We start from the raw sequence: 21,725 nt of genomic DNA, 5'->3' as shown, positions 1-21,725 counted from the left end.
GTCCGTGCGCTGCCAACCTGACGGCGCACGGACGTTCTGCTGTTAGGGCGTGGCGCTTCCCAGCGCCCGCTCCAATGCAAAAACCCCGCCACGAGGCGGGGCCGGGAAGGGCGGAGGCTAACGAGATTCACTCGTCTTGCAGCACCCAGCTCTCTCCCTCGCGCATCAGTGAAATCCGTTCCTCCCGATCGCCCAGGTGGATGACACAACGAAAACGCCCCTCGGCTTGGCGTTCACACGAACCCTTGCGAAACTGCAGCGCTTCGCGGCTCAGACCGTGTACATGCGGCATCAGCGCTGTCCAGATGGCGTCATCGTCAGGTTCGGTGGGGCCGGTCAGTCGCTGCCACCAACCACGCAGCCCCGATGTTCCAGCTTCCGGGGAAGGGGCTTGCGCCATCTGCGAGCGCTGCAGCTGTGCCGCATCCATGACCTGCCACGCGCCATCCTGTACCGTCAGCAGCAGGGTCTGCCCGGTCAGATGGCCTTCACCGGGCAGCTCTCTGCGCATTTCCTCGGTCACCCAGTCGGCCGGCGCGTCCAAGGTGGTGCTGAAAACCGCTTTGCCTACCAAGGCGCCTGCGATGGTTTCGGGTGGAAGTACAGATTCGATGCGTTCCACCTTCAGCCCTTTTGCCAGGCACAAACGTCCTTCCTTCAGTACTGTGTGCCCTTTATCGGTTTGGGTGTAGCGCAGCTTGGTCCAGAAACCTTCGGTGAGGGTATCGGGCTGCCGGTAAAGACCGGCCTTCACCAGCAGATCTAGCCAGTGATTGGTGGCTGTGTCCGACGCGTTGGTAAAGACCGGATTGGTCGCATACGGGAAGTTGCTCAGGCAGACCTTGTCCTGTGCCTGCTCGCGATGGCTAGCCAGATGGTGGTTGATGGCCTCGGTGTACGCTTCGGGTGTCGCGGCCGGGGGACGCATGTAGTAGGCGACGCCGGCTCCAAGAGCGAAAAGCAGTGCCAACCCTGCCCCACCGAGGAGCAGGGTGCGTTTGCCGGGTCGACGCAGGGAAGCAGCCGGTGACCGAAGAGGGTCGCTGGCGAGAGGCGCTAGGGTAGGCTGAAAAACGGTGGTGCCAGACGGGAAGCGATGCCCGCAGTGGGTGCAGAACAGGGCATCAGCGCTTTCCTTGCGCTGCCCGCATTCCGTGCAGAAAAGACCCATGTCGCTTACCTCAGTTGATGACCGCATTCGCCGCAGAACTTGCCATCGGGCTCTTCCGGTACGGTATGGCAGGCCGGGCAGACGGCCGCTGCCGCGGTGGAAGGGTTGGCCGAAGCGGTCGTGGGCGCAACCACGGGTGTACTGGTCCCCGGTTGGGCAGTTTTGCGCTGGGTTTCTTCCAGCCGCCGACGCATCTCCTCCTGCTTGCGCCGCAGGGCCGCGCTCCCTTCCTCCACCAGCTGCCGGGCGTGGGCCACATCCAGTCCTTCCAGGGAGCTGAGGTAGATCTGGCAGTAGCCCTGCAGGGTGATCAGGCCGGGAATGATCATGCCGATGGCGATCAGCAGGCCTGCACCCACGCTCATGGCCATCATGTATGCCCCGCTGCCCTCGCCACCGCCCATGCCCAGCAGCATGGCAGGCCCGCCCATCAGCAGCATCCTGGTCAGCCCTTCCGGTACCAGAATGCCGCTAGCCATGCTGCCGACCACAAACAAGCCATAGAACACCACGATGCCGATGAAAAGGCTGATTAACCCCACCAGCAGCATCAGCAGCACTTCCTGGATCAGTACCGAAGCCAGCTTCTGGCGGGCGATCGCGAGCAGGTGACTGATGGTTTCGCGGATACCTGCGCCGTTCCATACCGCAGCGGCCGCCATTGGATAGAACACGAAGTTGAACACGAAGAAGCTCAGACCGACGAGCAGGGCGCCCACCGGCAAAACCACCACCGTGAGCAAGGGTCCCAGCACCGGAATCTTGCAGAGGAAAAGCGCCAGGGCCACCACCAAGAAGAGCGCGGTCATGACCAGCGCAGCCAAGAGGGCGAGCACGATCAGCCGATGGCTGCTGAATAGCGACACCATCACTGCGGTTGCCATCGGGCGCACCCTGCCTTCGTTGGCTGCCGCATCCATCAGGGTGATACCCACGGCATTGCCGCCATAAAACAGCGTGAGGCCGAATAGTAAGGCGCCCACAAAAGCGAGGAAACCGTTGTTCGACGCGAGGCAGACGGTCAGAAGTAAGGCGGCGGTGACGAAAGTCAGGCCCAGCAGGGTTAGCGCCCGCCAGTTGGTGATGGCTCCGGTGGCATCCAGGAGCCCGTTGGCATTACGGAGTTGTTCGGAAAGTTTCATGTGTCGCATCCGGGTTGAGGCCGGCAGCAGCAGTCTGCTACCGGCAGGGTGCCCTGCCGGGCAGGCTTACTGGCTCTGACGCAGCTGCCTCAAGAGCTCTTCTTTTTTGCGTCGCAAGGCCTCCACCGAGCTGTCCGCCTTGCTCGACGGCTTACGGGCTTCAGCCGGTCGGTTTTCACTGTTGCGTGCAGGCTTGGCGGGCTCAGCCTGGGACTCCGCAGCTGGCGAGGTGGGTGCCGCCGCAGCCGCAGGGGGCGTCACGGCTTTTGTCGTGGGGGCAGTTTCGGGCTCGGCCGGGGTGGAGGCGGCTGGCGGATCGTCCGGAACGCTAGGAGGAGGGGCCGGTTGGGGGCTGCTTTCGGCGGGTACATCCTTGGTTTCGACTATTCGGGTACCGGGTGCCAGGGTCTGCGGGGTGTCTGCCACTGGGCCACTGGCTGCGGTCTTGGCAACCTGCCCTGTCTGCTGCGGTTTCTGGCTCAGCCATACCCCTCCCACGACCACCGCAACGGTGCCCACCAGACCGACCAGGGCATACATCCACTTCTGTATTCCGGAAACACGCCGTTGAGATTTCGCAGTGTCGGAGGGAGCCTTAGGGACCGTCAGGCCAGAGATACCCGGGGCTAGTTGCTCGTCCTCTGGGCGGCGGGGTTCGGTGGGAGCAGGACCGTCGGTAGTCGGATCGGGGTGGGTGGGGGTGACCTCTGCCGTAGCCGGTTCGTCAGCCGGGGCCTTGCGGTAAGGGGGGCTGCCCGGGCTGGCTGGGCTGGGGTCTGTCGACGCCGGTTCGACTGAGGCTGGGTGCTCTTCCTCTATGCGACCGTCCATGAAGGTCGGTACGGGTTGTGAGTGCTCGATGAGAGTGCTTGGCAGTCGGTCCCGATCTTCAGCAGCGGGCATGGCAGTAGAGGATACTTCTGGGCCTGCCCCACTCGCTTGAACTTCCTGTTCTTCTGCAGCGGAAATGGCTTTCTCCACCACGGCAGTGGTTTCAGGAGGGTTGGCCGAAGTTGCGGGCTCGGGAGCGGACTGGGCTGCCTTAGATTGGCCCCCGCCCACTTCGGCTGGTGTGGCAATTTTGGTCGGTACCGGGTCTTCGCTGTACGGCATGGAGGGCAGGGGTGACACGGTGGAGATTGTTGGAGGAAGGTTGTCCGAAGGAGCTTGCGGGCAACCGGAGAAAGGGTCCTCCTGCGCCAACGTCATCGCCGCCGGTACGGGGGTGGCCATCGGTGTCATGGCGGGCACTTGGTTGACTGGCACCGTGGCAGAGGGCAGCTCGGGGTTGGCCTTTGCTTGCGTGGGCTGGGTGGACTGCTCAGTCTGTCCGACAGAGCGGTCCGCGTTGTGGACGTCCGCGCCGGACGTTGCCACTGTGTCGAGCCCGGCTGACTGCGGTTCGGTAGCGGCCCCGCTTTCCCCGGAGGGCGTGTGCGCCCTCAGCAGGCTGACGCCACAGGCTTGGCAGAATTTGCGCCCCGGCCTATTGGTGGCCTCGCACGCCGGACAGGAGACCGGAACGGGCTCTTCCGTGTCTGCTGGCACCACCAGGGTATTGCTTGTGGGCACGGCAGCTTCGTCTGCTGCTGTCTTGAGCGGGTGGCCGCAGGCCGCACAGAACTTGCGCCTCGCAGGGTTGGCATGGTTGCACGCTGGGCAGGACGCGCAGTCCACCGAGGAGGGGGAGGGCTGTGAAGTCCCGCAGAACTGGCAGAACTTTGCGTGTTCGGGGTTGGGTTTGCGACAGGCTATACACTCAGCCATGGTGCACTCTTTCTTGCTTTGGGGCGGGCCGCGCCGGCGGGCGGCGCGGGGCGGACAACTTACTGGAACAGGTTCTTGATGCGACTCTTCAGGTCGGAGAGAAGGTCTGTGCCGAGGTTTTCCTTTTTCTCGCCTAGGATGATGATGTCGGTCCGCCGGTTCATGCGGCGTCCCGCTTCACTTCCGTTGTCGGCCACGGGACGGGAGGCGCCGTAACCGATGGCCTTCATGCGGGTTTTGGACACACCGCGATCAACCAGTGCCTTTACCACGGACAGGGCCCGCAGTTCGGAAAGCTCTTGGTTGTAGTCGTTGCGGCCCACATTGTCGGTATGACCTTCGATCACCACATTGCTACGGGTCTTGTTCTTGAGCAGGTCGGCGATCCGCTCCAGAAAGGTCGACCCACCGGCATTGACCTCGTACTTGCCGGTATCGAAGAGGATGGAGTCGGTGGAGCTGATCTCCACCCCACGGGCTGTCTGACTGACGCGGACACCTGGCTGGGGAGGGGTGGCACAGCCGGCCAGCAGGGAGAGGGCGAGCAGCCCGCCACTCAAGGCAAGTCTGTTTTTCATCGCAGATTCCAAGGCTGAATACATTTAATGGCAGTATGGGTATTACTTGTTCAATGATAATGAAATTGTCCTATGAACATGTACTGCTATTTCATTGTGTACTGCGGTTGTGCCAGGAAATAGCAGGGCATAGTGCGCGAGCGGTGCCCGCAAGAAGCGACGTCACGCGCGAGGGAGGATAAGGAGCAGGCGGCTGGCCACTGTTCTGGTCAGGCGCGGCTCAGATGCTTGTCGGGGTGGTGCGGAGGGGGAGGATCAGACGCGTGCCGGATCAAGCGCGCTGCGTACCACGCCTTCCTCCAACGCGGGTGAGCACAGGCTGATGAAACGGTAGGCAAAGCTGCGCAGGTAGTGACCGCGGCGTACCGCGATGCGTGCTGTCTGGTGGCCGAACAGGACCGGGCCCTCCACCACCTTCAGCGCGGTGTCGCGGGTCGGGTCCACTGCCATTGAAGCCACGATGCCCACCCCCAGCCCCAGTTCGACGTAAGCCTTGATCACATCGGCGTCGAGGGCTGCCATCACGATGTCAGGTGTCAACCCCGCTTCGGCAAAGGCCCGGTCGATGCGGGCGCGTCCGGTGAAGCCTTGGTGGTAGGTGACGATAGGGTAGCTTGCCAAGCTGTCCAGGGTGAGAGCGGTCCGGTGCAGCGGATGCGAGGGCGGGGCCACCACGCTGTGGTGCCAGCTGTAGTAGGGGAACGACACCAGCTCGGGCACATCGGCTATCGCCTCGGTGGCAATGCCCAGATCAGCCTCGCCCGCCAGCAGCAGCCGCACCAGTTCATCCGGGCTGGCCTGATGCAGCACTAGGTGAACCCGCGGAAAGGCCTCGCGAAACGCCGCCACCACGCGCGGCAGCGCATAGCGGGCCTGCGTGTGCGTGGTGGCGATCGTCAGCTGTCCTGCGTCGCGCTGGCTGAACTGCTCGGCCAGGCGCTTGACATTGCCTGCATCGATCAGCATCCGCTCGACGATTGTCAGCAGTTCCTTGCCGGGCTCGGTCAGTCCGAGAAACCGCTTGCCCTTGCGCACGAAGAGGGCTACGCCCAGCTCGTCTTCCAGGTCCTTGATGTGCTTGCTCACGCCCGACTGCGAGGTGAAGAGCGCGTTGCCCACCTCGGTCAGGTTGAAGTTCTGGCGTACGGTTTCACGGATGATGCGCAGTTGCTGGAAGTTCATGCGTGCGGCCCGAGGGATGTATAGCGGAAAGAGCAGGGCGACCTACGCGACAGGCTGCAGTCGGTAACCACCCTTTTAGCACTTCATAATTTTAAGTTCACATTTTGCCATCATTTAGCGGCAGTTAGAGGCATTTAGGCTCCGTATCTCAATAAAATGATTGGCTGCGAAGGCGGTTTGGCCAAGAGTTCGGCATCCAGAGGCATACCTAGTCCGGCACCTGCACGGTTCGCGGACGGTTCGCCACCCTGGGCCAACAACTGGAGCACCGCCATGCCAACCTTCGCACCTACCAAACTCACGATTCGCTTTGTCGAGAACCTGCCGCACGCCGAACGCGACCCAACGTCCGGGCGCGTCCTGTCGTACTCAGTCCGGGACACCCTCGTCCCTGGGCTGATGGTTGTCGTGAATGCGAACTCCAAGTCGTTCGCTGTCCAGCGCGACCTGTACTCCGAGGAGCGCGATGCCCAAGGCCGCCGCGTGAAGCTCGGCACCCGCCGCGTTCGCCTGGGCGACGCCAAGGGCTTCCTGTCCATCGAGGCCGTCCGGGCGAAGGCCCAGGAGGTCATCAACCAGCTCCGGGCGGGCATCGACCCGAACAAGCCCGCCGAGCCCGAGGCGCTGCCGGAGCCGAAGAAGGAATTCACCTTCGCCCAGGCGCTGGACTCCTACATCGACCGCTGCGAGCGCAAGGCCCGCCGCCCGAGCACCGTCCTGGGCTACCGGAACCTGTTCGAGCGTTACCTCAAGGACTGGGCCGACCGCCCGCTGCGCGAGATCGGCGACGACACCCTGGGCGTGGATGAGCGCCACCGCACCATCACCAAGAACAACGGGCCAGTGGCTGCCAACCAGACCATGCGCCTCGTCCGGGCTGTCTATCGGCACGCCCGCCGCAAGATGCGCGACCTTCCGCCCCCTCCCACTGACGCGGTGGATTTCAACGACGAGAAGCGCCGAGATGTCATTGTTACCGACTGGCCCGCCTTCTGGGCAGCGGTGCAGGGGCTTCGCAACCCGGTGACGCGAGACTGGTATCTGTTCTTGGCCTTCACCGGCATGCGCCGGGGTGCCGCCAGCGAGGCCCGCATCGAGCACCTGGACTTGGAGAACGGCTTCCTCCACGTGCCCAATCCGAAGGGCGGGCCGAAGCGGGCCTTCGACCTGCCGCTGTCGGCCTTCCTCGTGGATATGCTGCGCCAGCGCGTCAAGGAGAACGCCGAGGTCTTCGGCAAGGACTACCCGTGGCTCTTCCCGTCGCACACCTCGGGCAAGGGGCACCTCACCCAGTCCCACGTCAGGCACGCCGGGCTGGTGAATCCGCACGCGCTGCGCCACTCCTACGCGACCGCCGCCGCAGCCGTTGGGCTAGACCCATTCACTATCAAGCTCCTGCTCAACCACCAGCTGCCGGGCGTAACGGGCGGCTACATCCACGGCTCGGCGCTTGGAGCAACGCTCAGAGAGGCGCAGGGCCGCGTTTCGGCCTACCTCCTGGGCCAAATTCACGGCAACGTCCTAGCCCTCCCTAGGCGGGCTGTGGCGTAACAGCCCAGGGTCGCCCAGGCGACCCGCAACGGGTAACATGGCAGGTTTGGCGCTCGAAGCCTTTGATAGGCGCAGGGGAGTATTGGTTGCTGGTTCGGCACACCGAGACCAGCAGCCGAGGCCGCCGAGAGTGGCGCGAACCGCGAGACGCACCGCCCTGGCCCTAACGTGTGGATGCTGGGCTTGCGAACCCGCGCTAGCACTGCCGCCGCCGATACCACTGCGCACTGTGAGCGCACCGCCCAGTAGCGGGTGACGATTAGGATTAAACGATGGACGACATAACCAAGTCCGTAAAACGGGAACGAACCAGCACAGTGGGGCGCGGCAAGGCGGTAACCAGAGAAGCGCCTCTTGATGAGCTCCATTGGCAAAACGATCTAGTCACCGTTTCCTTCGGCGACAGCCTACAGCACTATCAAAACTGGGAAACCCCCACGTGCATCATCAGTGATGGCGCATACGGAGTCTTGGGCTTCGAGGGCGATACCTCAGATCACACTGGAATTCCGGAATGGTACGAGCCGCATGTCGCCGCCTGGTCGCGCCAGGCAACCGCCCAAACGACTCTCTGGTTCTGGAATAGCGAGATTGGCTGGGCTGCCGCCCACCCGATTCTTGAAAAATACGGCTGGCGCTATGTCAATGCGAACATCTGGAATAAGGGCAAGGGGCACATTGCCGGCAACGTCAATACCAGCAAGATCCGGCGTTTCCCAGTAACGACGGAAGTGTGTGTCCAATATGTGATGGAGGCCCGTGTCGGCGGCACTCCTCTAAGGGAATGGCTTATCAGCGAGTGGAGTCGTTCGGGGTTGCCGAGAAAAGCCGCAAACATAGCTTGCGGAGTGGCGGATGCAGCCGCCCGGAAGTATCTGGATAAGGGGCACCTTTGGTACTTCCCGCCGCCAGATATGTTTGAGAAGTTGCAGGCATACGCCAACGAACACGGAGCCCCTGCGGGCAGGCCTTACTTCTCCCTTGATGGGGAGAACCCAGGGACGGCGCGGGAGTGGGAGAAAATGCGCTCGAAGTTTAAGTGTCCCTACGGTGTCACCAATGTGTGGGAGCGCCCTGCACTTCGCGGGAGCGAACGCTTTTCAATCCCTGGCGGGAAGGCGGTTCACCTGAACCAGAAGCCGCTGGACCTTCTTACCCAGATCATCGAGGCGACCACAGACGCGGGTGATGTCGTATGGGAGCCGTTCGGCGGTTTGTTCTCTGCTTCCGTGGCATCCCATCGTCTGGGCAGGCGGGCCTATTCGGCTGAAATAGATCCCACCTATTTCCACTATGGGCTGGAGCGCCTCAGAGCAGAAGGTCTTCAGCGTTCTCTTCTCTGATGCCGAGATGAGCCTCCAAGGCTTGACGAATCTGCTGATCATCGCCCCTGCTCAAAAGGCGGTTCCATTGGTAGATCGTCATGCCGTGGATGGTTTGCTGATACACCCAGCTCTTGAAGGCTTCAATCTCCGGATGGACGATGCGATCCATCTTGGCGTAATTGGTATCTAGTCGGTAGGGATACCGCTGGATCAACTGTCGCAGAAGAGCTTGGTACTCCGGCGTTGGCCGGTACTGATGACCGTTGAGCCCCCAGCTCGCGACAAGACGCTGTGCTTCGGCGAACTGCGCCGGGGTTCCCTGGAACTTGTATCCGTTGGTGTTCGTCTGCTGCAGGTTGGCTGTGCGCGAGCTGGTGTCTTCGGGCTCTAGAACAAGGTAGTCCGGCGGATTGTGGTAATGGTTGTCTCGCGCCTGGGCGACAGATAGCCCGGAAACGACACAGACTCCAACGATCTTGGGCTTGCCGTAGATAACCATCTCCGGCAGCCATGCCAGCATGGCAACGTAGGTCTGATCTTGGGAGAAATGGTTCTGACTGTCCTTGAATCGGGCCGTGATTTCAGTTGCGAGCGGGAACCACGCCTTGATCTCAAACCCAGGGGTGGGCGTGACCGCTCCCTGGAAAATCGTGTCGGGAAAGCCGGGGTCTTGCCGAAGCCACGACCCAAAGCCGGCAAAATCTGGCTGATCGTTCAGGAACTCAACGGTGTTGAACTCAATCAGGTTGCCTACCAGCGGGGACAGCTTGGAGATTATCTTGGAGAGATTCACCGCTGCTTCTGGGCTGATGGGCTGACTCACTGTCAGGACATCAAAGTCGTGCCCCGCCATGCTTTGCAGGTGCCGCGCACCGAGCTGAATAACGTCCCTAGTCTGCATTCCTTGCCCTCACGCCAAACGCATGAGCGTAACGCTGACAATGAATGCTGTCTAGTTGCCATCAAGAACCCACAGTTACCACTCTGGCATGGTCTGGCGGGCCGCTGGCGCTCCCTGGGCAGTGCGCGCACCGCGAGGCCGACCGCGTGCCTTTCTCATGACATCTCAGGAATGGCGCTGGCCGGTGTCAGGAGGAACGGTTGTCCTGTTGCGGTTGGGAGCGTAGATGCCAGATAATTGGGGTCGTTAGCGAGAGCGTGCCTGAATCGACAGGACGAACCAGGACGGCCTACGGAGGGCCGACCAGTAGCGGTGGCAGTCCGCAGCTAACAGCCGAACCCGTTCCCGCCGAGTGGGTTCTCATGCTTCGCCCGGCATTGTCTCGGGGCGGCTCCGGATCTTGGCGACATCAGATTCGGAGACTCTCATGTCCAGCATCCCTGCCCAAGACGGCAACCTCGCCGAAGAAATTTCCTTCAACGTCCCGAAGCGGTGGCTCCGCGCCCGTGAAGCTGCCGAGTACCTGGGCGTTTCCGTGCCGCACCTCGCCCGACTGCGCGAGCTGAGAAAAGGCCCGCCGTACCGCAAGTTCGGCAGCGTTGTCCTGTACGACATTCACGAGCTGGACGCCTTCGTCCTGGCGCAGCCCCGCTTTGAAACCAAAGGGGGTGGCCTGTGAGCGATTTTCTGGACACCCGAAAAGGTGAAAGCCCCGCTTCCGGGGCGACAGAAGACGGGGCTTTCGGAGCAAAGCGAGAAGGAAGCGATACTCAAGCTGAATTCTCGGCGGCACAGGCTGCCCCGGCAATCATCGACACCGCCGCCGCTGTCAGTTTCTTGCAGTGGCTCCGCCCGGAAGGCCCGTGGCTGCTCTCGTATGCCAGCCCCGAGAAGAAGGTGTTCCGGCCCAAGCTGTTCGTCCCTGGGCAAGAGGCCAAGCTGGCTGCCTGGCTGGCGGGCAACGCCGAGAACAACGTCTATTACCACCTGAACCCCACCCGCGACGGGCTGGAGAAGAAGGCCGCCAAGTCGGACGTTACCGCCGTGCGCTTCCTGCACGTGGATATCGACCCGCGTGCCGGGGAGGACGTTGGCGAGGAGCGCCAGCGCATCATCGGCCGCCTGACGCACAACCTGCCGAAGGAGCTGCCGCCACCCACTGCAATCATCAGTTCCGGCGCTGGTGCCCAGGCGCTGTGGGCACTGCGCGAACCTATCCTGCTGGACGGCTCCGAGGCCCAGGCAGCAGAGGCCGAGCGATACACCCGCTGGATTCAGGACGTGTTCCGTGAGGCCGACAACTGCCACAACGTGGATCGTGTTCTGCGCCTGCCGGGCAGCATCAACAACCCGGACGCCAAGAAGCGGGCCAAGGGCCGCACCGCTGCCCCGGCCACCCTCGTGGAGCTGCACCCCGAGCGCGTCTATGGGCTGGAGAGCTTCCAGCAGGCTCCGGCCCAGGGTGCCGCCGCGCCCGCCACCGTGCGCTCCTCTGGCGCGGCTCTCGCCGCTGTCCCGCTGGGCGAGGTGGAGCCCTTGGAGTCGGTGGATGCCCTCGACAAGTGGAACGTGCCGGGCTGGCTGAAGGTTCTCATCGTCCAAGGCAACGATCCCGACAACCCGACCAAGTACCCGAGCCGTTCCGAGGCGCTGTTCGCCGCCGCGTGTGGGCTGGTGCGCCAGGGGGTGCCCGACGAGGTGATCTTCGCCATCCTCACCGACGAGTCGTTCGGCATCGCTGAGTCCGTGGTGGAACACAAGCGCCCGGAGAAATACGCCCTGCGCCAGATCGAACGGGCGCACGAGGACGCCATCCATCCGATGCTGCGCAAGCTCAACGAGGAGTTCGCTGTCGTCGGGAACTTCGGGGGCAAGTGCGTTGTGGTCAGCGAAGTGACCGACGAAGGGCTCGGGCGAGTCAATCTCGTGGCGCAGAGCTTCGCCGACTTCAAGAACCGCTTCCTCAACGTCATGGTTGATCTGGGCACCGACGCCAAGGGCAACCCGGTCGCGAAGCCCGCTGGGGCTTGGTGGCTGGCGCACCCGAACCGTCGCCAGTACGAGCGGGTCACTTTCGCCCCTGGGCAGGACACCCCACCCGACGTGTACAACACCTGGAAGGGTTTCGCGGTGGATGCTGTCGCCGGAGACAAGCACCTGCCGTTCCTGGACCATATTCGTGATAACGTCTGTTCGGGCGACGAGGAGCACTATCGCTACCTGCTCGGTTGGATGGCGCGGGCTGTGCAGCAACCAGGCTGCCCAGGAGAGGTGGCCGTCGTCCTGCGGGGCAAGCGTGGCACGGGCAAGGGGTTCCTTGCGAAGGTGTTCGGTGGGCTGTTCGGACGGCACTACCTGCCCGTTACCGACTCCCGCCACGTTACTGGCAACTTCAACGCCCACCTGCGCGACTGCGTCGTGCTGTTCGGCGACGAAGCACTCTACGCGGGCGACAAGAGGCACGAATCCACGCTCAAGTCTCTCATTACGGAGGAAACAATCGCCATCGAGCGTAAGGGCTTCGACACGGAGGCTGCCCGGAACTGCCTGCACATCATCATGGCCTCGAACGAAGCCTGGGTCGTGCCCGCAGGGGAGTTCGAGCGCCGGTTCTTCGTGCTGGATGTTGGCTCTGAACGGATGCAGGACACCGCCTACTTCGGCGAACTGAACCGGGCTATGGAAGCTGGCGGGCGTGAGAACCTTCTGCATTTCCTGATGCACTACGACATCAGCGACTTCAACGTCCGCGCTGTGCCTCGGACGCGGGCGCTGGAAGAGCAGCAGGCACGGAGCCTCGGGCCGATTCGCGGCTTCATCCGCGAGATGTTCCGGACGGGGCAACTTCCGCCTGAATGGCTGCCGAACGAGGCGAATCCGGGCTATGCCGAGCGGATGGTTCATGTGAAGAAGACTGGCGAAGTCGGCCTCCACCCGGACAAGCTGGCCCAGTGGATCGGGATGCGCCTAAAGACCCGCCCGGTCAGCGTCGAAGACTTGGAGAAGGAGTTCGCCAAGCTCGGGTTCCGCAAGGCGAAGATCACTGGTAACAAGCGTCGCATCATGCTGAGCGGGTCGGTGGAGCGTGCGCGGGAAGCCTGGAATGCCTTCTCCGGTGCGCCTTGTCAGTGGGAGGAGCCGGTGGAAAAGTGGCTGCCGTACTCCATCCAGGATCACCCCTCCGACGACCTGGGCGACGATGATGTCTCGCATGTCGAGCACATGACGGGCGACGAGTGGGAGGTGTTCCAGGCACTCCAGAACGCCGACCTTCGGGAACGGATTCTCGCTCTGGTGCGAAGCGCAACGGCCTAACGTCCAACACGCTTGCAGGAGGCCGCCCACCGAGGCGGCCTTTTTGCGTATGCACGGCTGGGCTGCCCAGGGCGGGAACGGGAACGCCAATTTCCCGCCCCGCCGGGAAACCCGCCAGGCCGCGTGGCTACAGGGTTTGCGCCGGGAATGTTCCCGCTTTCCCGTTCCGGCAGTGCAACTTGCCCAGTAGCAGTGCAGTGCACCACAGCAGTGTGGTGCTACTCCTTTTTTCCTCTCCTTACTTAAAGAGGGAAAACGGGAAATAGCCGGCTAGGAACCCCGTGGCTACAGGGTTTGGGCGTTTCCCGCAGTGCGGAATAACACGGGAATTCCCGCCCGCTACTTCCCGCTGCTGGGCAGCACGGCCCGGCCCGGCTGCTACTCCTGACATATCCAATTCAACTAACACATCGCGCATGCGCACGGGCACAACCCCGCCTGCGCGTTCCCGCCCTCCTGGGTCGCCCTAGCAGCGCCGAGAGCGCCCGCCAGCACCTCGCCCAGCCGCTGGCCTGCCTGGGCCGCGCCGCCGCCCCTAGGCCCGCCTAGGAGGTGCAGCGGAACGCCCCGGTAAGTTCGAGTTACCACGCCCCGCCAGCGAGACCAGCCCGCCACCCTGGGCCGCCCGCTGCCGACCGTGGAGCGCACCGTACAGCGCCTTCCTGGGCCGCTCACCGCCCGCCAAAACTGATATCGCCGCCGCTGCCGGGCCGAGATCATTTCCCTTGAGAACGCAAGCACCAGGGAATCCGCATGACATTGACCGCCCGCGCACCAGCCCAGAGAGGAATCGACCTGTACCGAATCGAGCAGGACGAGGACGAAGCCCGCGACAGCCCCGAGCGCCAGCTCGCCGCCACCGTCCTTCTCCAGGCATGGAACGACGCAAACGCGACGCCCGAAACGGTGAAGTACGCGAAGGGAAGCGGGGGCTTCACGCCCGAGCACCTCGTCCGAACGGCGCGACGGTTCCTGACGGACAAGCGGGGCTCCTGGGCACGACAGCGCCAGCTCTTCACGAGCGCGTTATCCGTTGATGATGAGGCCATCCGCCTGCGTGCGGTGGCCCAGTTTGGAGAGGGACACTGAGATGAGTATCAAGCCGAAGAATGGAGGAGGGGCACGCCCCCGCGCACCTGTGGGCCGGAAACGGGGCGAAGGCGTACCCCAAGCTGCACTGACGGAAGAACGGAAGGAGGTCTTCCTGTCGGAGCTGCGCCGCCACGGGATCGTGAGTGCCGCCGCTCGGGCAGCCAGCCCACACGCCAAGGGGACGTGCGCCCCGTCGTTCTACATCCTGCGGAAGAACAATCCCGAGTTCGCCGCCGCCTGGGATGATGCCATTGAGCAGGCGACCGGCAGCGTCGAGCTGGAGATTCACCGCCGCGCTGTGGAGGGCTACGACGAGCCGGTCTATCAGAAGGGCGAGCTGGTAGGCACCATCACCCGCTTCTCCGACCGCCTGCTGGAGCTGCGGGCCAAGGCGCTCCTCCCGCAGAAGTACATCGAGCGCCGGGCCGTCGAACTGAGCGCCAACCTGAACGTCACCCAAGAGCTGTACGGCGGACACGCGCTGACGCTCAAGCCCGAGGACGTTCTGCTGCTCGACGAAGGCAAGCGCCAGCAGCTCCTGGGCCTGCTCACCGAAATTGCGCTGGCACGGGGCGACCTGCTGGAGGTAGAGCCGGAGCCCGCTGGGCTGCTGGAGGCGGAAGCATGATCGGCGACTTCCTGGCCCAGGTGGAGGGGCTTGTCAGCTTCGAGGAGGAAGCCGGGGTGCCGCCCCGGCGAACCCCGTTCGGCTTCCTGATGCCGGACTACCGGCAGGACGAGGAAGGGCTCGGCCGCTGGGAGGCTGCCTATGGGGAGAAGGCCCGAGGCACCACCCGCCTGCCCATCCCCGTGCCCAGGGCGGTGCGCGATACGCCGGGGCGAACCGTCCAGCAGCCTGGAGCGCCCATCCGGCGGGGCCGCCTGGAGTAACCGGACGTTAGCTGTGGCCTTCCTGGGCCACACGCGCCCCGCTAAAAACTGAGAGCGGATGCGCTGCGAGACAGGAATGATTCTCACCAAGGAAGCCGAAATGGTTCGGCTCCGATTTCTCAAAGGTGAGAAGCATGTCCAAGTTGAATCTGAAGAAAATCCCGTCCCGTGCGAACGTGCAGGAACTTCGCTCCATCCTGAAGTCCCACGCCGCCAACCTCCAGAGCCTGCGCAAGTCGCTGACCGACGCCCGCGAAATTGCCCAGAAGCGTGCGATGGAGGAAGTCTCCAAAATCACCATGACCGCCCAGGAGCGCCAGACCTTCGCCAAGCGCAAGGCCGACACCCTGGTCGCAGCCCAGCGGGCCGCCGCGAAGGAGACCGCCGAGCGCCTGGCAAAGGATCTGGCGACCGCCCGCAACGTGCTGGAGCTGGGCAAGGGCGTCTATGACAACCCGTTCTCCGCGTTGGATGCCGCGACGCTGGGCAGCCCGCGCCGCGCCACCTACACGCAGAACCTCGCCAGCGCTGGCCCGGTGGCCCTGAAGAACGCCGCCGAGCGTGCCGCCTCCCTGGGCGACGCCGAGCTGGCCGCCGCTGTTATCGCTGTGGTCTCGGGTATGCCGACCGACAAGCGCCCGTTCCACCCGGCAGCCGTCCTCGACATCTTCCCCGAAGAGCACGAGGTGTTCGCGCCGATGGTTGAGTTCGAGGAAGCCGAGGCCGCCCTGGCTGATGGCCTGTCGCTTTACGGCGAAGTCGTGAATGGCACCACCAACCCGACCGCCCGCATCGAACGCGCCCTGCGCGACCGCGAAGCCGCTGCTGGCGCTGAAGGGGGTGAGGAATGAACGCCCATCTCCAATCGCTGACCGATGCCGAGCTGGCCCAGCGGATCATCGACACCCTCGACGACCGCGACGCCGCCGCCCTGGCTTCTGCTTGCCTGATGGCGCATGCCCACGGCAAAGACCGCCCGGACGTGAAGACGGCCCGCACCTGCTGCACCTTGGCCGGAGCGAACGCCCAGCGCGTGATGCCGTTCCTGGGCTATCTGCCGCTGAAGGGCTACGCCGACGGCTGGGCCGACGCCGAGCAAGGCGCACACGGCCCCGGCATCGTGGATCGCACCCAAGAACCCGGCCTGTTCGTGTTCCGCCAGCTCGGAGGCCGACTCCGCGCCAACCTTCGTTTCATCCAAGCCTCTGAGGAGATCTAACCATGGCTACCTTCCTGCTGTACCCCGCTGAACCGCACTTCCGCCGCGCCGATGGCCTGAACGCCATCGTCGTGCCCGCTGCCGATGCAGCTTCCGCCCCGGCTGCCGCCCGCGCCCTGTGCAAGCGTGTCGAGCCGACGGCCTTCGATAAGTTCACTGTCGTCGAGATCGGCGCGACGACCGCCTTCGCTGTTGAGGGCCATCCGCCCGTGAGCCAGCCCGGCAACGCCGAAGGGCTGCCGCACCTGGGCCGTGGCGGCCACGAAGTCATGCTGCCGGTCTAATCGTTCCGCTCCTGTTACTCCGACTGCACCTTCGCCCCGGCCCTGCGCCGGGGTTCTTTTTGGCCGTCAGACAGTGCGCTCGCACGGTTCGCTGCGCCCTTGGGTGCCGCCAGCCCTGGGCAGACGGGCACCCGCGAGTAACTGCGACTTACTGGGCCGCTTCTGGCAGCGCGAAGGTTCCGCGCCCGACGCAGGCGATGGTGTGACCGACACGGCGGGCTGTGTCGATAGTGGAGCGCACCTTCTTCTGTTCCATGCCCAGCGCCTCTGCCAGCTCGGCGACGGTGCGCGGGCCGCTGGCGAGCGCCGCCAGGAGGTCTTCCACGCGGGCCTTGAGTCCGACGGCCTTGGCCTTGGCCTCGGCGGTGGCTGCGCCCTCTGCGGGCTCCTCGGCGGTGCTAGGCGCGGTGGCGGGGGCTGCCTCTACGGTGGCCGGGGTGGCGGGCTCCTGCACGCTCTCGGCCTGCTCCGGCGCAACCTCGGCGGGCTCCTCCTGGGCAGTCTCTTCGACCTGGGCGAGCTGCGGCTCGATCAAGGCCCAGACCTGCTGCATGCCCTTGGCGCGTTTCAGGAATTGCTTGGTGTTCTTGCCGGTGACGCTGTTGTAGTAGGCCAGCAGGTCGGCGGTGGAAACTTCGTTCAGGTCGGCGAAGCGGGTGATGGTGACGTTAGCGATGCGGATCATGGTGGCTCTCCTTTTCTGTTCCGGCAGCGCGACCGCCGCCGATGACCGAATCATTGAGCAGAGAGGAGAAAAGGCAACAGCATCATGCACTTGCTGAGATTCGCCCAGCGGGGCGGGCCGCCCTGGGCCAGCTCGGCCCAGGCGGTTCGCTGTTTGTCGGGCGAACCGTGCAGCGCCTGCCAAGCCCAGGGAGACCGGCACCCGCAAGGGACACGAGGTTACTGGTTGCAGGGTACGTGCCCGACCGAAGGGAAGCCGCTTTTGACCAGATGCCTGTCGAGCAACGCGATTACCTCGTCCGCGACCGACGGGCCTCTGGCAATGCGCTCCACCGTCAGGGCTAACTGCAGCAGATCCCGGAATACTTCGTCTTCGGTTGGCTCACTGCCGAGCGCTTTCTGGTAGGCATCAATTGCGACGGCCACCAGCTCGTTGTGAGATGGGAACGGGAAATCCTCCACCAGCCAATGCCTCAACTCCCCGAGGAGGTAGTTTGCGTCCTCCGACGACCAGCTTTCCCTGGTGCCAAACCTTTCCAAACGCTTAAGCTCACCCTTCAGTCGCTTGATGCGCTCTTGGGTTCCACCTTGGTCGATTTGGGTGTTGATGTCCATGTTTCGCTCCTGTTGAACCGAAGCAGCACCGCGCTGCCTCGTGTGGAGCGAACTTTCGCAGGAACCCGCTTGGGCCTCTCCCCGTTGAATGGAGGCCCGTTTTCGGTGCCTATTTGCGGGGTATGCCCTGCAGGGCGCTGCGGACGTTGGCCTCTGAAACTCGTTCGTCGAACTGCTTGCACACACTGAGCAGAAGACGCTCGTCGGGCAGGGGTTTGGTGCCGCTACCGCTGCCGTAGCTGCGTAGGCCCAGGGCGCGAGCGACCGCACGGATGGCCTCTAGACTGACGCCCGAGTAGTGGCCCCGGCGCTTGCGGCCCGCCTCGAATAGGACGGTCTCGGCAGTCTCTTGGAGGGTGAGCAGCGCGGCCTCAACGGGGGCAGCGCCAGCGGTGTGCTGGGCCGTCCATGCCACCTGTGCGCGGGCTTCTTCGGAGAGGTTTTCCCAGGCGGCAGCCATGCGCCGGTGGAATGCGGCGACTTCCTTCCGCGCTGCTGTCAGGCGCTGCTGCGCCTCCTGGGCTTCGCGCTCCTGCTGGAGGCAGGCGTCCCAGGCGGCCCGCGCCTTGGCGAGGGTGGCGTCGTCGATGCTCATGGAAGGGGTGCGCCCGCCAAGACGGTTCGCTGGACGGTGCGCGAGGTGCTGGTGCCCGGAGCGGGAATCGAACCCGCACGCCTTTCGGCTCCGGATTTTAAGTCCGGTATGTCTACCAGTTTCATCATCCGGGCTTGTAAAAACAACAGGTTACGGCCTTTTGTTACTCGTCATCAACGTGTCCCGGAACGGGTTCCGGGGTGCCCATCTGGCGCGGCGTCGGCAAGGACACAGGTAATTTTAAGTACGGTGGTTTTATAAAAAGAAGAGATAATGCTTTTCATATGGCCGGCTGATGCGCAGAGGGAGCCAAGGTTGGCCGAAGCCGCGCCGAGGGTCGTGAGGCTTAATTATCCGGACAGATTTGCTTATCGGATCAAGCATTAAGCTGCTGGCCGCCACTGCGTTAGAGTGAGCGTCCCGATTCGCTTCGTGATGCCATGAAACGCTTTCAGCAGGGCAAAGCCCCACCCCCCGGCTACTGTTCCCGGCAGATTGACGCGTGCCAGGCGCTGCTGGCGGCTCAGGCGTGCCCGGTGCGTCTGGGCTGGAATGCCGCAGAAGTGTTTGCCGAATTCGATGGCTGGTGGCTGACCAGTGCGTTCACCCCGGTGGTTGACAGGGCCGGCAGGCTGGCCGCCATGGCGGCCCGTCTGCACATTCATGGCCATTTCGGCCAAACCCTGCCTGCAGACTGGCTGTTCGCACTGCACTACGCCGAGCCCGAAACCCTGGCGCTGCTGCAGGCAGTGCGAGTGTTGCACCTGCTCAACCACCGGGGACGGCATCCGCCCGGCACGCGCGTGCGCCTTGACCTGGACCCGCGCCTCTGTCACGCCCGCAGTCTCCGGATTGTGGACTTTACCGCCGATGTTCTGGAACGGCTGGCCCTGCCAGCCAGTGATGTGGATTTCCTGCTGTTTGCCGATGCATCCACCTTGGACACTGCGCGTGCGCTCGTGACCCGTTACCGGGCGCTGGGGCACGGGCTGGCGCTGGGAGGCTTCGGAACCGGCGCCCAGGATCTGCTGCACCTGTGGCAGACCGAACCGGATGGGCTGGTGCTGGCGCCCCGGATAATGGCTGCAGCGTTTGTCTATCCGGTGGTGCGTGAGGCCGTGCTGACCCTGATGCCGCAACTGGTGGCGCAAGGGTACACGCTGGGAGTGGACGACATCGCCTGCGGCCGACAGCTGAGGATGGCCCGGCAGATGGGCGCCAGTCGCTATGCAGGCCCATACGAAGGGCTGCAGCAGCAGGGGGGGCTCTGTCACGCTGCTGCCAGCTGATAAGCAATGCAGTTTTTATCGGTTCACACCGCCCCGCCGGCAGCATTAGATTGAACAGGTCTTCACGCAGCCGGTGTCCAGCCGGGTGCGCGGGGGCAGGGTTCCTCCGGGCGGTGGTTTCGCCCTTCTCCTCTATGGGTATGGTTTGGCCGGGCCGGCGTGCCCGGCTTTCTTTTACCTTGGCCGAAGCCTGTCTTCAGACCGGTGCGCCGTAGCCCTTGCCGTCGTTCAGGAAGCGCAGGATTACCGGCAGGCAGAGGTCGGGCTGGTCTTCATGGGCTTCATGGCCGGCAAACGGCAGGTTGAAAAGCTGCGCCTGCGGTAGCCGGGCGGCCAGCGTGAAGGCGGCTTCGCGACGGAACAGCGGGTCTTCGTCGCCCCGCATTACCAGTACCGGGCACTGGATGCGTGCCACTGCGTCGCCGGGATAGCCGGTTTCGCTGGCATCGGTCCACATCCGCACTGTGGCTTCCAGCAAGCGATCGAAGTCCGGCTCCGGGTTGATCTGCTGGTAAGTGGCATGGCTGTCCGGAAACTTCTGTCGCCACCCTGCCCCGGTCAACCCCCGGAACAGCGCCTGATCCTCGGCATGGTTCTTCCAGTCCCAACTACCTCCAATGGCTACCAGCCGTTCCACCACATTGCGCCGCAGGGCCAGCCGGTAACCGAGCGTGCCGCCGTCACTGAAGCCGATGATCCGCACCGGTCCGGTCTGCAGGTGATCCAGCAGTGCCGCCACGTCCGCTTCCAGACGCTGATAAGTCAGGCGGCCATCGCCTAGGGTGGAACGGCCATGGCCGCGACTGTCGATGCCCAGCACACGAAAATGCCCCGCGAGTGCCGGCAGGATGTGGTTGAAGCCTTCGATCGATCCCATGCCTCCATGCAGCAGCACCAGCCAAGGGGCGCTGCCGGGACCGTGCTGTTCGTAGTAGAGCCGGGCTCCGTCGTGGGTGAAGAAACTGCCGGATGTGTGATCGAATGAGTTCATGGTGGGGTCCTCCGAAATGGCCTGTCCTACCGCCTGCAAGGCGTGCGCCACCCCCGGCAGCCGCGCACGCTGGTGAGGACCCAAGCGCCGGTTCATAATCTTTTGCTATTGCTGCGGCCCGCAGGCCACGGCAATTCCGGACAGCCCGCCGGGTGGTCACGGCCCCTTAACGGTGCCGCAGGGCACCCGGCAGGCCCTTTCCGGACTTTGTGCCCAGGGCATTCAAACAGTCGGCGGGCAGACCGCCCCTTTCGGAAAGATACAGCGGATGAATTCGATGAATACCCTGCGTTCCCTGCTTCAGGACGCCCAACCCCAGCTGCTGGAGCAGTGGCTGGCCTATCAGCTGCAGTTGCCCGCCTCCCGCCGCGGCAGCCTGCGTGAAGGCGAGCTGCGCGAACAGTCGCGCCAGTTCCTGAGCCGGTTTATCGAGGCGGTTGGCCGAAGCGAGGGAGGGAACATCCAGGAGGAGGCCTAGGCCGAGGTGCGCGACCTGCTGACCGCGCTCTCCAAAAGCCGGGCCCAGCAGGGTTTCGCCCCCACCGAAACGGCACTGTTCGTGTTTTCGCTCAAGCAGCCGATGTTCGAACATCTGAGCGGCAGCGGCGAAGCGGGCAACGATGTGCTTGACCGGGTTTGGCGGCTCAATCGCCTGCTGGACGACCTGGGCCTCTACACCACGGAAATGTACCAGCGCGGCCGCGAGAGCATCATTCAGAAACAGCAGCAAGAGCTGCTGGACCTGTCCACGCCGGTGGTCAAGCTGTACGAGCAGATCCTGGCGCTGCCGCTCATCGGTACGCTCGACAGCGAGCGTACCCAGGTGGTGATGGAAAACCTGCTGGACGGCATCATCGCGCATGAGGCGCGCATCGCCATCATCGATATTACCGGCGTGCCGGCAGTGGATACCCTGGTGGCGCAGCACCTGATGAAGACGATCGCCGCAGCGCGCCTGATGGGCGCCGAGTGCATCCTCAGCGGCATCCGGCCGCAGATCGCCCAAACCATCGTCCACCTCGGCGTGGATCTGGGTGACATCATGACCAAAGCCACCCTGGCCGATGCGCTGGTGATGGCGTTGCAGCGTACCGGCCATGTCGTCGTGCGCAAACAGGGCTGACGGAGGCTGC

22 protein-coding genes, 1 tRNA gene and 2 pseudogenes are annotated in these 21,725 nt (G+C 63.9%); 13 read left to right on the top strand and 12 right to left on the bottom strand.

Annotated elements, in window-relative coordinates; genetic code table 11:
• Window positions 1–127 precede the first annotated feature (127 nt).
• The 6 genes and pseudogenes from EV669_RS07685 to EV669_RS07665 all read right to left on the bottom strand — a co-directional run bounded on the left by EV669_RS07685 (window position 128) and on the right by EV669_RS07665 (window position 5,840).
• A complete protein-coding gene (locus tag EV669_RS07685; RefSeq protein WP_132098317.1) occupies window positions 128–928 on the bottom strand; it encodes a hypothetical protein in 801 nt (266 codons plus the stop codon).
• A gap of 248 nt (window positions 929–1,176) precedes the next feature.
• Window positions 1,177–2,313, bottom strand: coding sequence for a zinc ribbon domain-containing protein (locus tag EV669_RS07680; protein ID WP_132098316.1), 1,137 nt, complete (start codon window positions 2,311–2,313; stop codon window positions 1,177–1,179).
• A gap of 66 nt (window positions 2,314–2,379) precedes the next feature.
• A complete protein-coding gene (locus tag EV669_RS14220) occupies window positions 2,380–2,853 on the bottom strand; it encodes a hypothetical protein (RefSeq protein WP_054287408.1) in 474 nt (157 codons plus the stop codon).
• 927 nt (window positions 2,854–3,780) lie between these two features.
• Window positions 3,781–4,080: pseudogene (locus EV669_RS14295) on the bottom strand (double zinc ribbon domain-containing protein); the annotation flags it as partial.
• A gap of 59 nt (window positions 4,081–4,139) precedes the next feature.
• The gene (locus tag EV669_RS07670) at window positions 4,140–4,658 is read right to left on the bottom strand and encodes an OmpA family protein (protein ID WP_054286675.1); all 519 of its coding nucleotides are present in this window, start codon (window positions 4,656–4,658) and stop codon (window positions 4,140–4,142) included.
• A gap of 255 nt (window positions 4,659–4,913) precedes the next feature.
• On the bottom strand, window positions 4,914–5,840 hold the full coding sequence (locus tag EV669_RS07665; RefSeq protein ID WP_132098314.1) for a CysB family HTH-type transcriptional regulator: 927 nt from the start codon (window positions 5,838–5,840) through the stop codon (window positions 4,914–4,916).
• Between the two features lie 273 nt (window positions 5,841–6,113).
• Between EV669_RS07665 and EV669_RS07660 the strand changes: the two genes are divergently transcribed.
• Window positions 6,114–7,391, top strand: a complete 1,278-nt coding sequence (locus EV669_RS07660; RefSeq protein ID WP_165922725.1) for a tyrosine-type recombinase/integrase — start codon at window positions 6,114–6,116, stop codon at window positions 7,389–7,391.
• A 272-nt stretch (window positions 7,392–7,663) separates the two neighbouring features.
• A complete protein-coding gene (locus EV669_RS07655; RefSeq protein ID WP_132098312.1) occupies window positions 7,664–8,734 on the top strand; it encodes a DNA methyltransferase in 1,071 nt (356 codons plus the stop codon).
• On the opposite strand, the gene EV669_RS07650 is transcribed toward EV669_RS07655, so the two are convergent.
• Complete coding sequence (locus EV669_RS07650; RefSeq protein WP_132098311.1) at window positions 8,700–9,617, bottom strand: hypothetical protein; 918 nt, start codon at window positions 9,615–9,617, stop codon at window positions 8,700–8,702. The two genes, EV669_RS07655 and EV669_RS07650, sit on opposite strands and share 35 nt — an antisense overlap.
• A gap of 427 nt (window positions 9,618–10,044) precedes the next feature.
• Between EV669_RS07650 and EV669_RS07645 the strand changes: the two genes are divergently transcribed.
• The 8 genes from EV669_RS07645 (at window position 10,045) to EV669_RS07610 (ending at window position 16,418) form a co-directional block, all read left to right on the top strand.
• The gene (locus tag EV669_RS07645) at window positions 10,045–10,296 is read left to right on the top strand and encodes a helix-turn-helix transcriptional regulator (RefSeq protein ID WP_100311737.1); all 252 of its coding nucleotides are present in this window, start codon (window positions 10,045–10,047) and stop codon (window positions 10,294–10,296) included.
• Window positions 10,297–10,454: 158 nt separating this feature from the next.
• Window positions 10,455–12,932: a primase-helicase family protein gene (locus tag EV669_RS07640; protein WP_132098310.1), complete on the top strand. Its 2,478-nt coding sequence runs from the start codon at window positions 10,455–10,457 to the stop codon at window positions 12,930–12,932.
• Between the two features lie 753 nt (window positions 12,933–13,685).
• Complete coding sequence (locus EV669_RS07635; RefSeq protein ID WP_132098309.1) at window positions 13,686–14,021, top strand: hypothetical protein; 336 nt, start codon at window positions 13,686–13,688, stop codon at window positions 14,019–14,021.
• Window position 14,022: 1 nt separating this feature from the next.
• Window positions 14,023–14,652, top strand: coding sequence for a hypothetical protein (locus EV669_RS07630; protein ID WP_132098308.1), 630 nt, complete (start codon window positions 14,023–14,025; stop codon window positions 14,650–14,652).
• Window positions 14,649–14,915: a hypothetical protein gene (locus EV669_RS07625; protein ID WP_132098307.1), complete on the top strand. Its 267-nt coding sequence runs from the start codon at window positions 14,649–14,651 to the stop codon at window positions 14,913–14,915. The genes EV669_RS07630 and EV669_RS07625 overlap by 4 nt, the downstream gene beginning before the upstream one ends.
• A gap of 134 nt (window positions 14,916–15,049) precedes the next feature.
• A complete protein-coding gene (locus tag EV669_RS07620; protein WP_132098306.1) occupies window positions 15,050–15,766 on the top strand; it encodes a hypothetical protein in 717 nt (238 codons plus the stop codon).
• A complete protein-coding gene (locus tag EV669_RS07615; RefSeq protein ID WP_080050629.1) occupies window positions 15,763–16,134 on the top strand; it encodes a hypothetical protein in 372 nt (123 codons plus the stop codon). Before EV669_RS07620 ends, EV669_RS07615 begins: the two co-directional genes overlap by 4 nt.
• A gap of 2 nt (window positions 16,135–16,136) precedes the next feature.
• On the top strand, window positions 16,137–16,418 hold the full coding sequence (locus EV669_RS07610) for a hypothetical protein (protein WP_132098305.1): 282 nt from the start codon (window positions 16,137–16,139) through the stop codon (window positions 16,416–16,418).
• A gap of 148 nt (window positions 16,419–16,566) precedes the next feature.
• Here EV669_RS07610 and EV669_RS07605 read toward each other — a convergent pair whose 3' ends face one another.
• From EV669_RS07605 to EV669_RS07590, 4 genes are all read right to left on the bottom strand, one after another.
• A complete protein-coding gene (locus tag EV669_RS07605; protein WP_132098304.1) occupies window positions 16,567–17,103 on the bottom strand; it encodes a helix-turn-helix domain-containing protein in 537 nt (178 codons plus the stop codon).
• Between the two features lie 218 nt (window positions 17,104–17,321).
• Entirely contained in the window at window positions 17,322–17,717 is a 396-nt protein-coding gene (locus EV669_RS07600; RefSeq protein WP_132098303.1) for a hypothetical protein, read from the bottom strand.
• Window positions 17,718–17,826: 109 nt separating this feature from the next.
• Entirely contained in the window at window positions 17,827–18,312 is a 486-nt protein-coding gene (locus EV669_RS07595; protein WP_132098302.1) for a hypothetical protein, read from the bottom strand.
• Between the two features lie 49 nt (window positions 18,313–18,361).
• Window positions 18,362–18,446, bottom strand: a tRNA-Leu gene (locus tag EV669_RS07590).
• Window positions 18,447–18,752: 306 nt separating this feature from the next.
• On the opposite strand from EV669_RS07590, the gene EV669_RS07585 reads away from it, so the two are divergent.
• Window positions 18,753–19,601, top strand: a complete 849-nt coding sequence (locus tag EV669_RS07585) for an EAL domain-containing protein (protein WP_132098301.1) — start codon at window positions 18,753–18,755, stop codon at window positions 19,599–19,601.
• 196 nt (window positions 19,602–19,797) lie between these two features.
• On the opposite strand, the gene EV669_RS07580 is transcribed toward EV669_RS07585, so the two are convergent.
• Window positions 19,798–20,592 carry an alpha/beta fold hydrolase gene (locus EV669_RS07580; protein WP_165922724.1) on the bottom strand — a complete coding sequence of 265 codons (795 nt, stop codon included), beginning with the start codon at window positions 20,590–20,592 and terminating at the stop codon, window positions 19,798–19,800.
• A 268-nt stretch (window positions 20,593–20,860) separates the two neighbouring features.
• Here EV669_RS07580 and EV669_RS14215 point away from each other — a divergent pair.
• Both EV669_RS14215 and EV669_RS14210 read left to right on the top strand, forming a co-directional pair.
• Window positions 20,861–21,175, top strand: a pseudogene (locus tag EV669_RS14215) (RsbRD N-terminal domain-containing protein); the annotation flags it as partial.
• Window positions 21,173–21,715, top strand: coding sequence for an STAS domain-containing protein (locus EV669_RS14210; protein ID WP_318271384.1), 543 nt, complete (start codon window positions 21,173–21,175; stop codon window positions 21,713–21,715). The pseudogene EV669_RS14215 and the gene EV669_RS14210, both read left to right, overlap by 3 nt.
• The last annotated feature ends 10 nt before the right edge of the window (window positions 21,716–21,725 follow it).

Origin of the sequence: Gulbenkiania mobilis (genome assembly GCA_004346645.1) — a bacterium.
GTDB classification, from domain to species: domain Bacteria; phylum Pseudomonadota; class Gammaproteobacteria; order Burkholderiales; family Chromobacteriaceae; genus Gulbenkiania; species Gulbenkiania mobilis.
The sequence above is the reverse complement of the archived record's forward strand: the minus strand, read 5'-3'. Positions and strand labels throughout refer to the sequence as shown.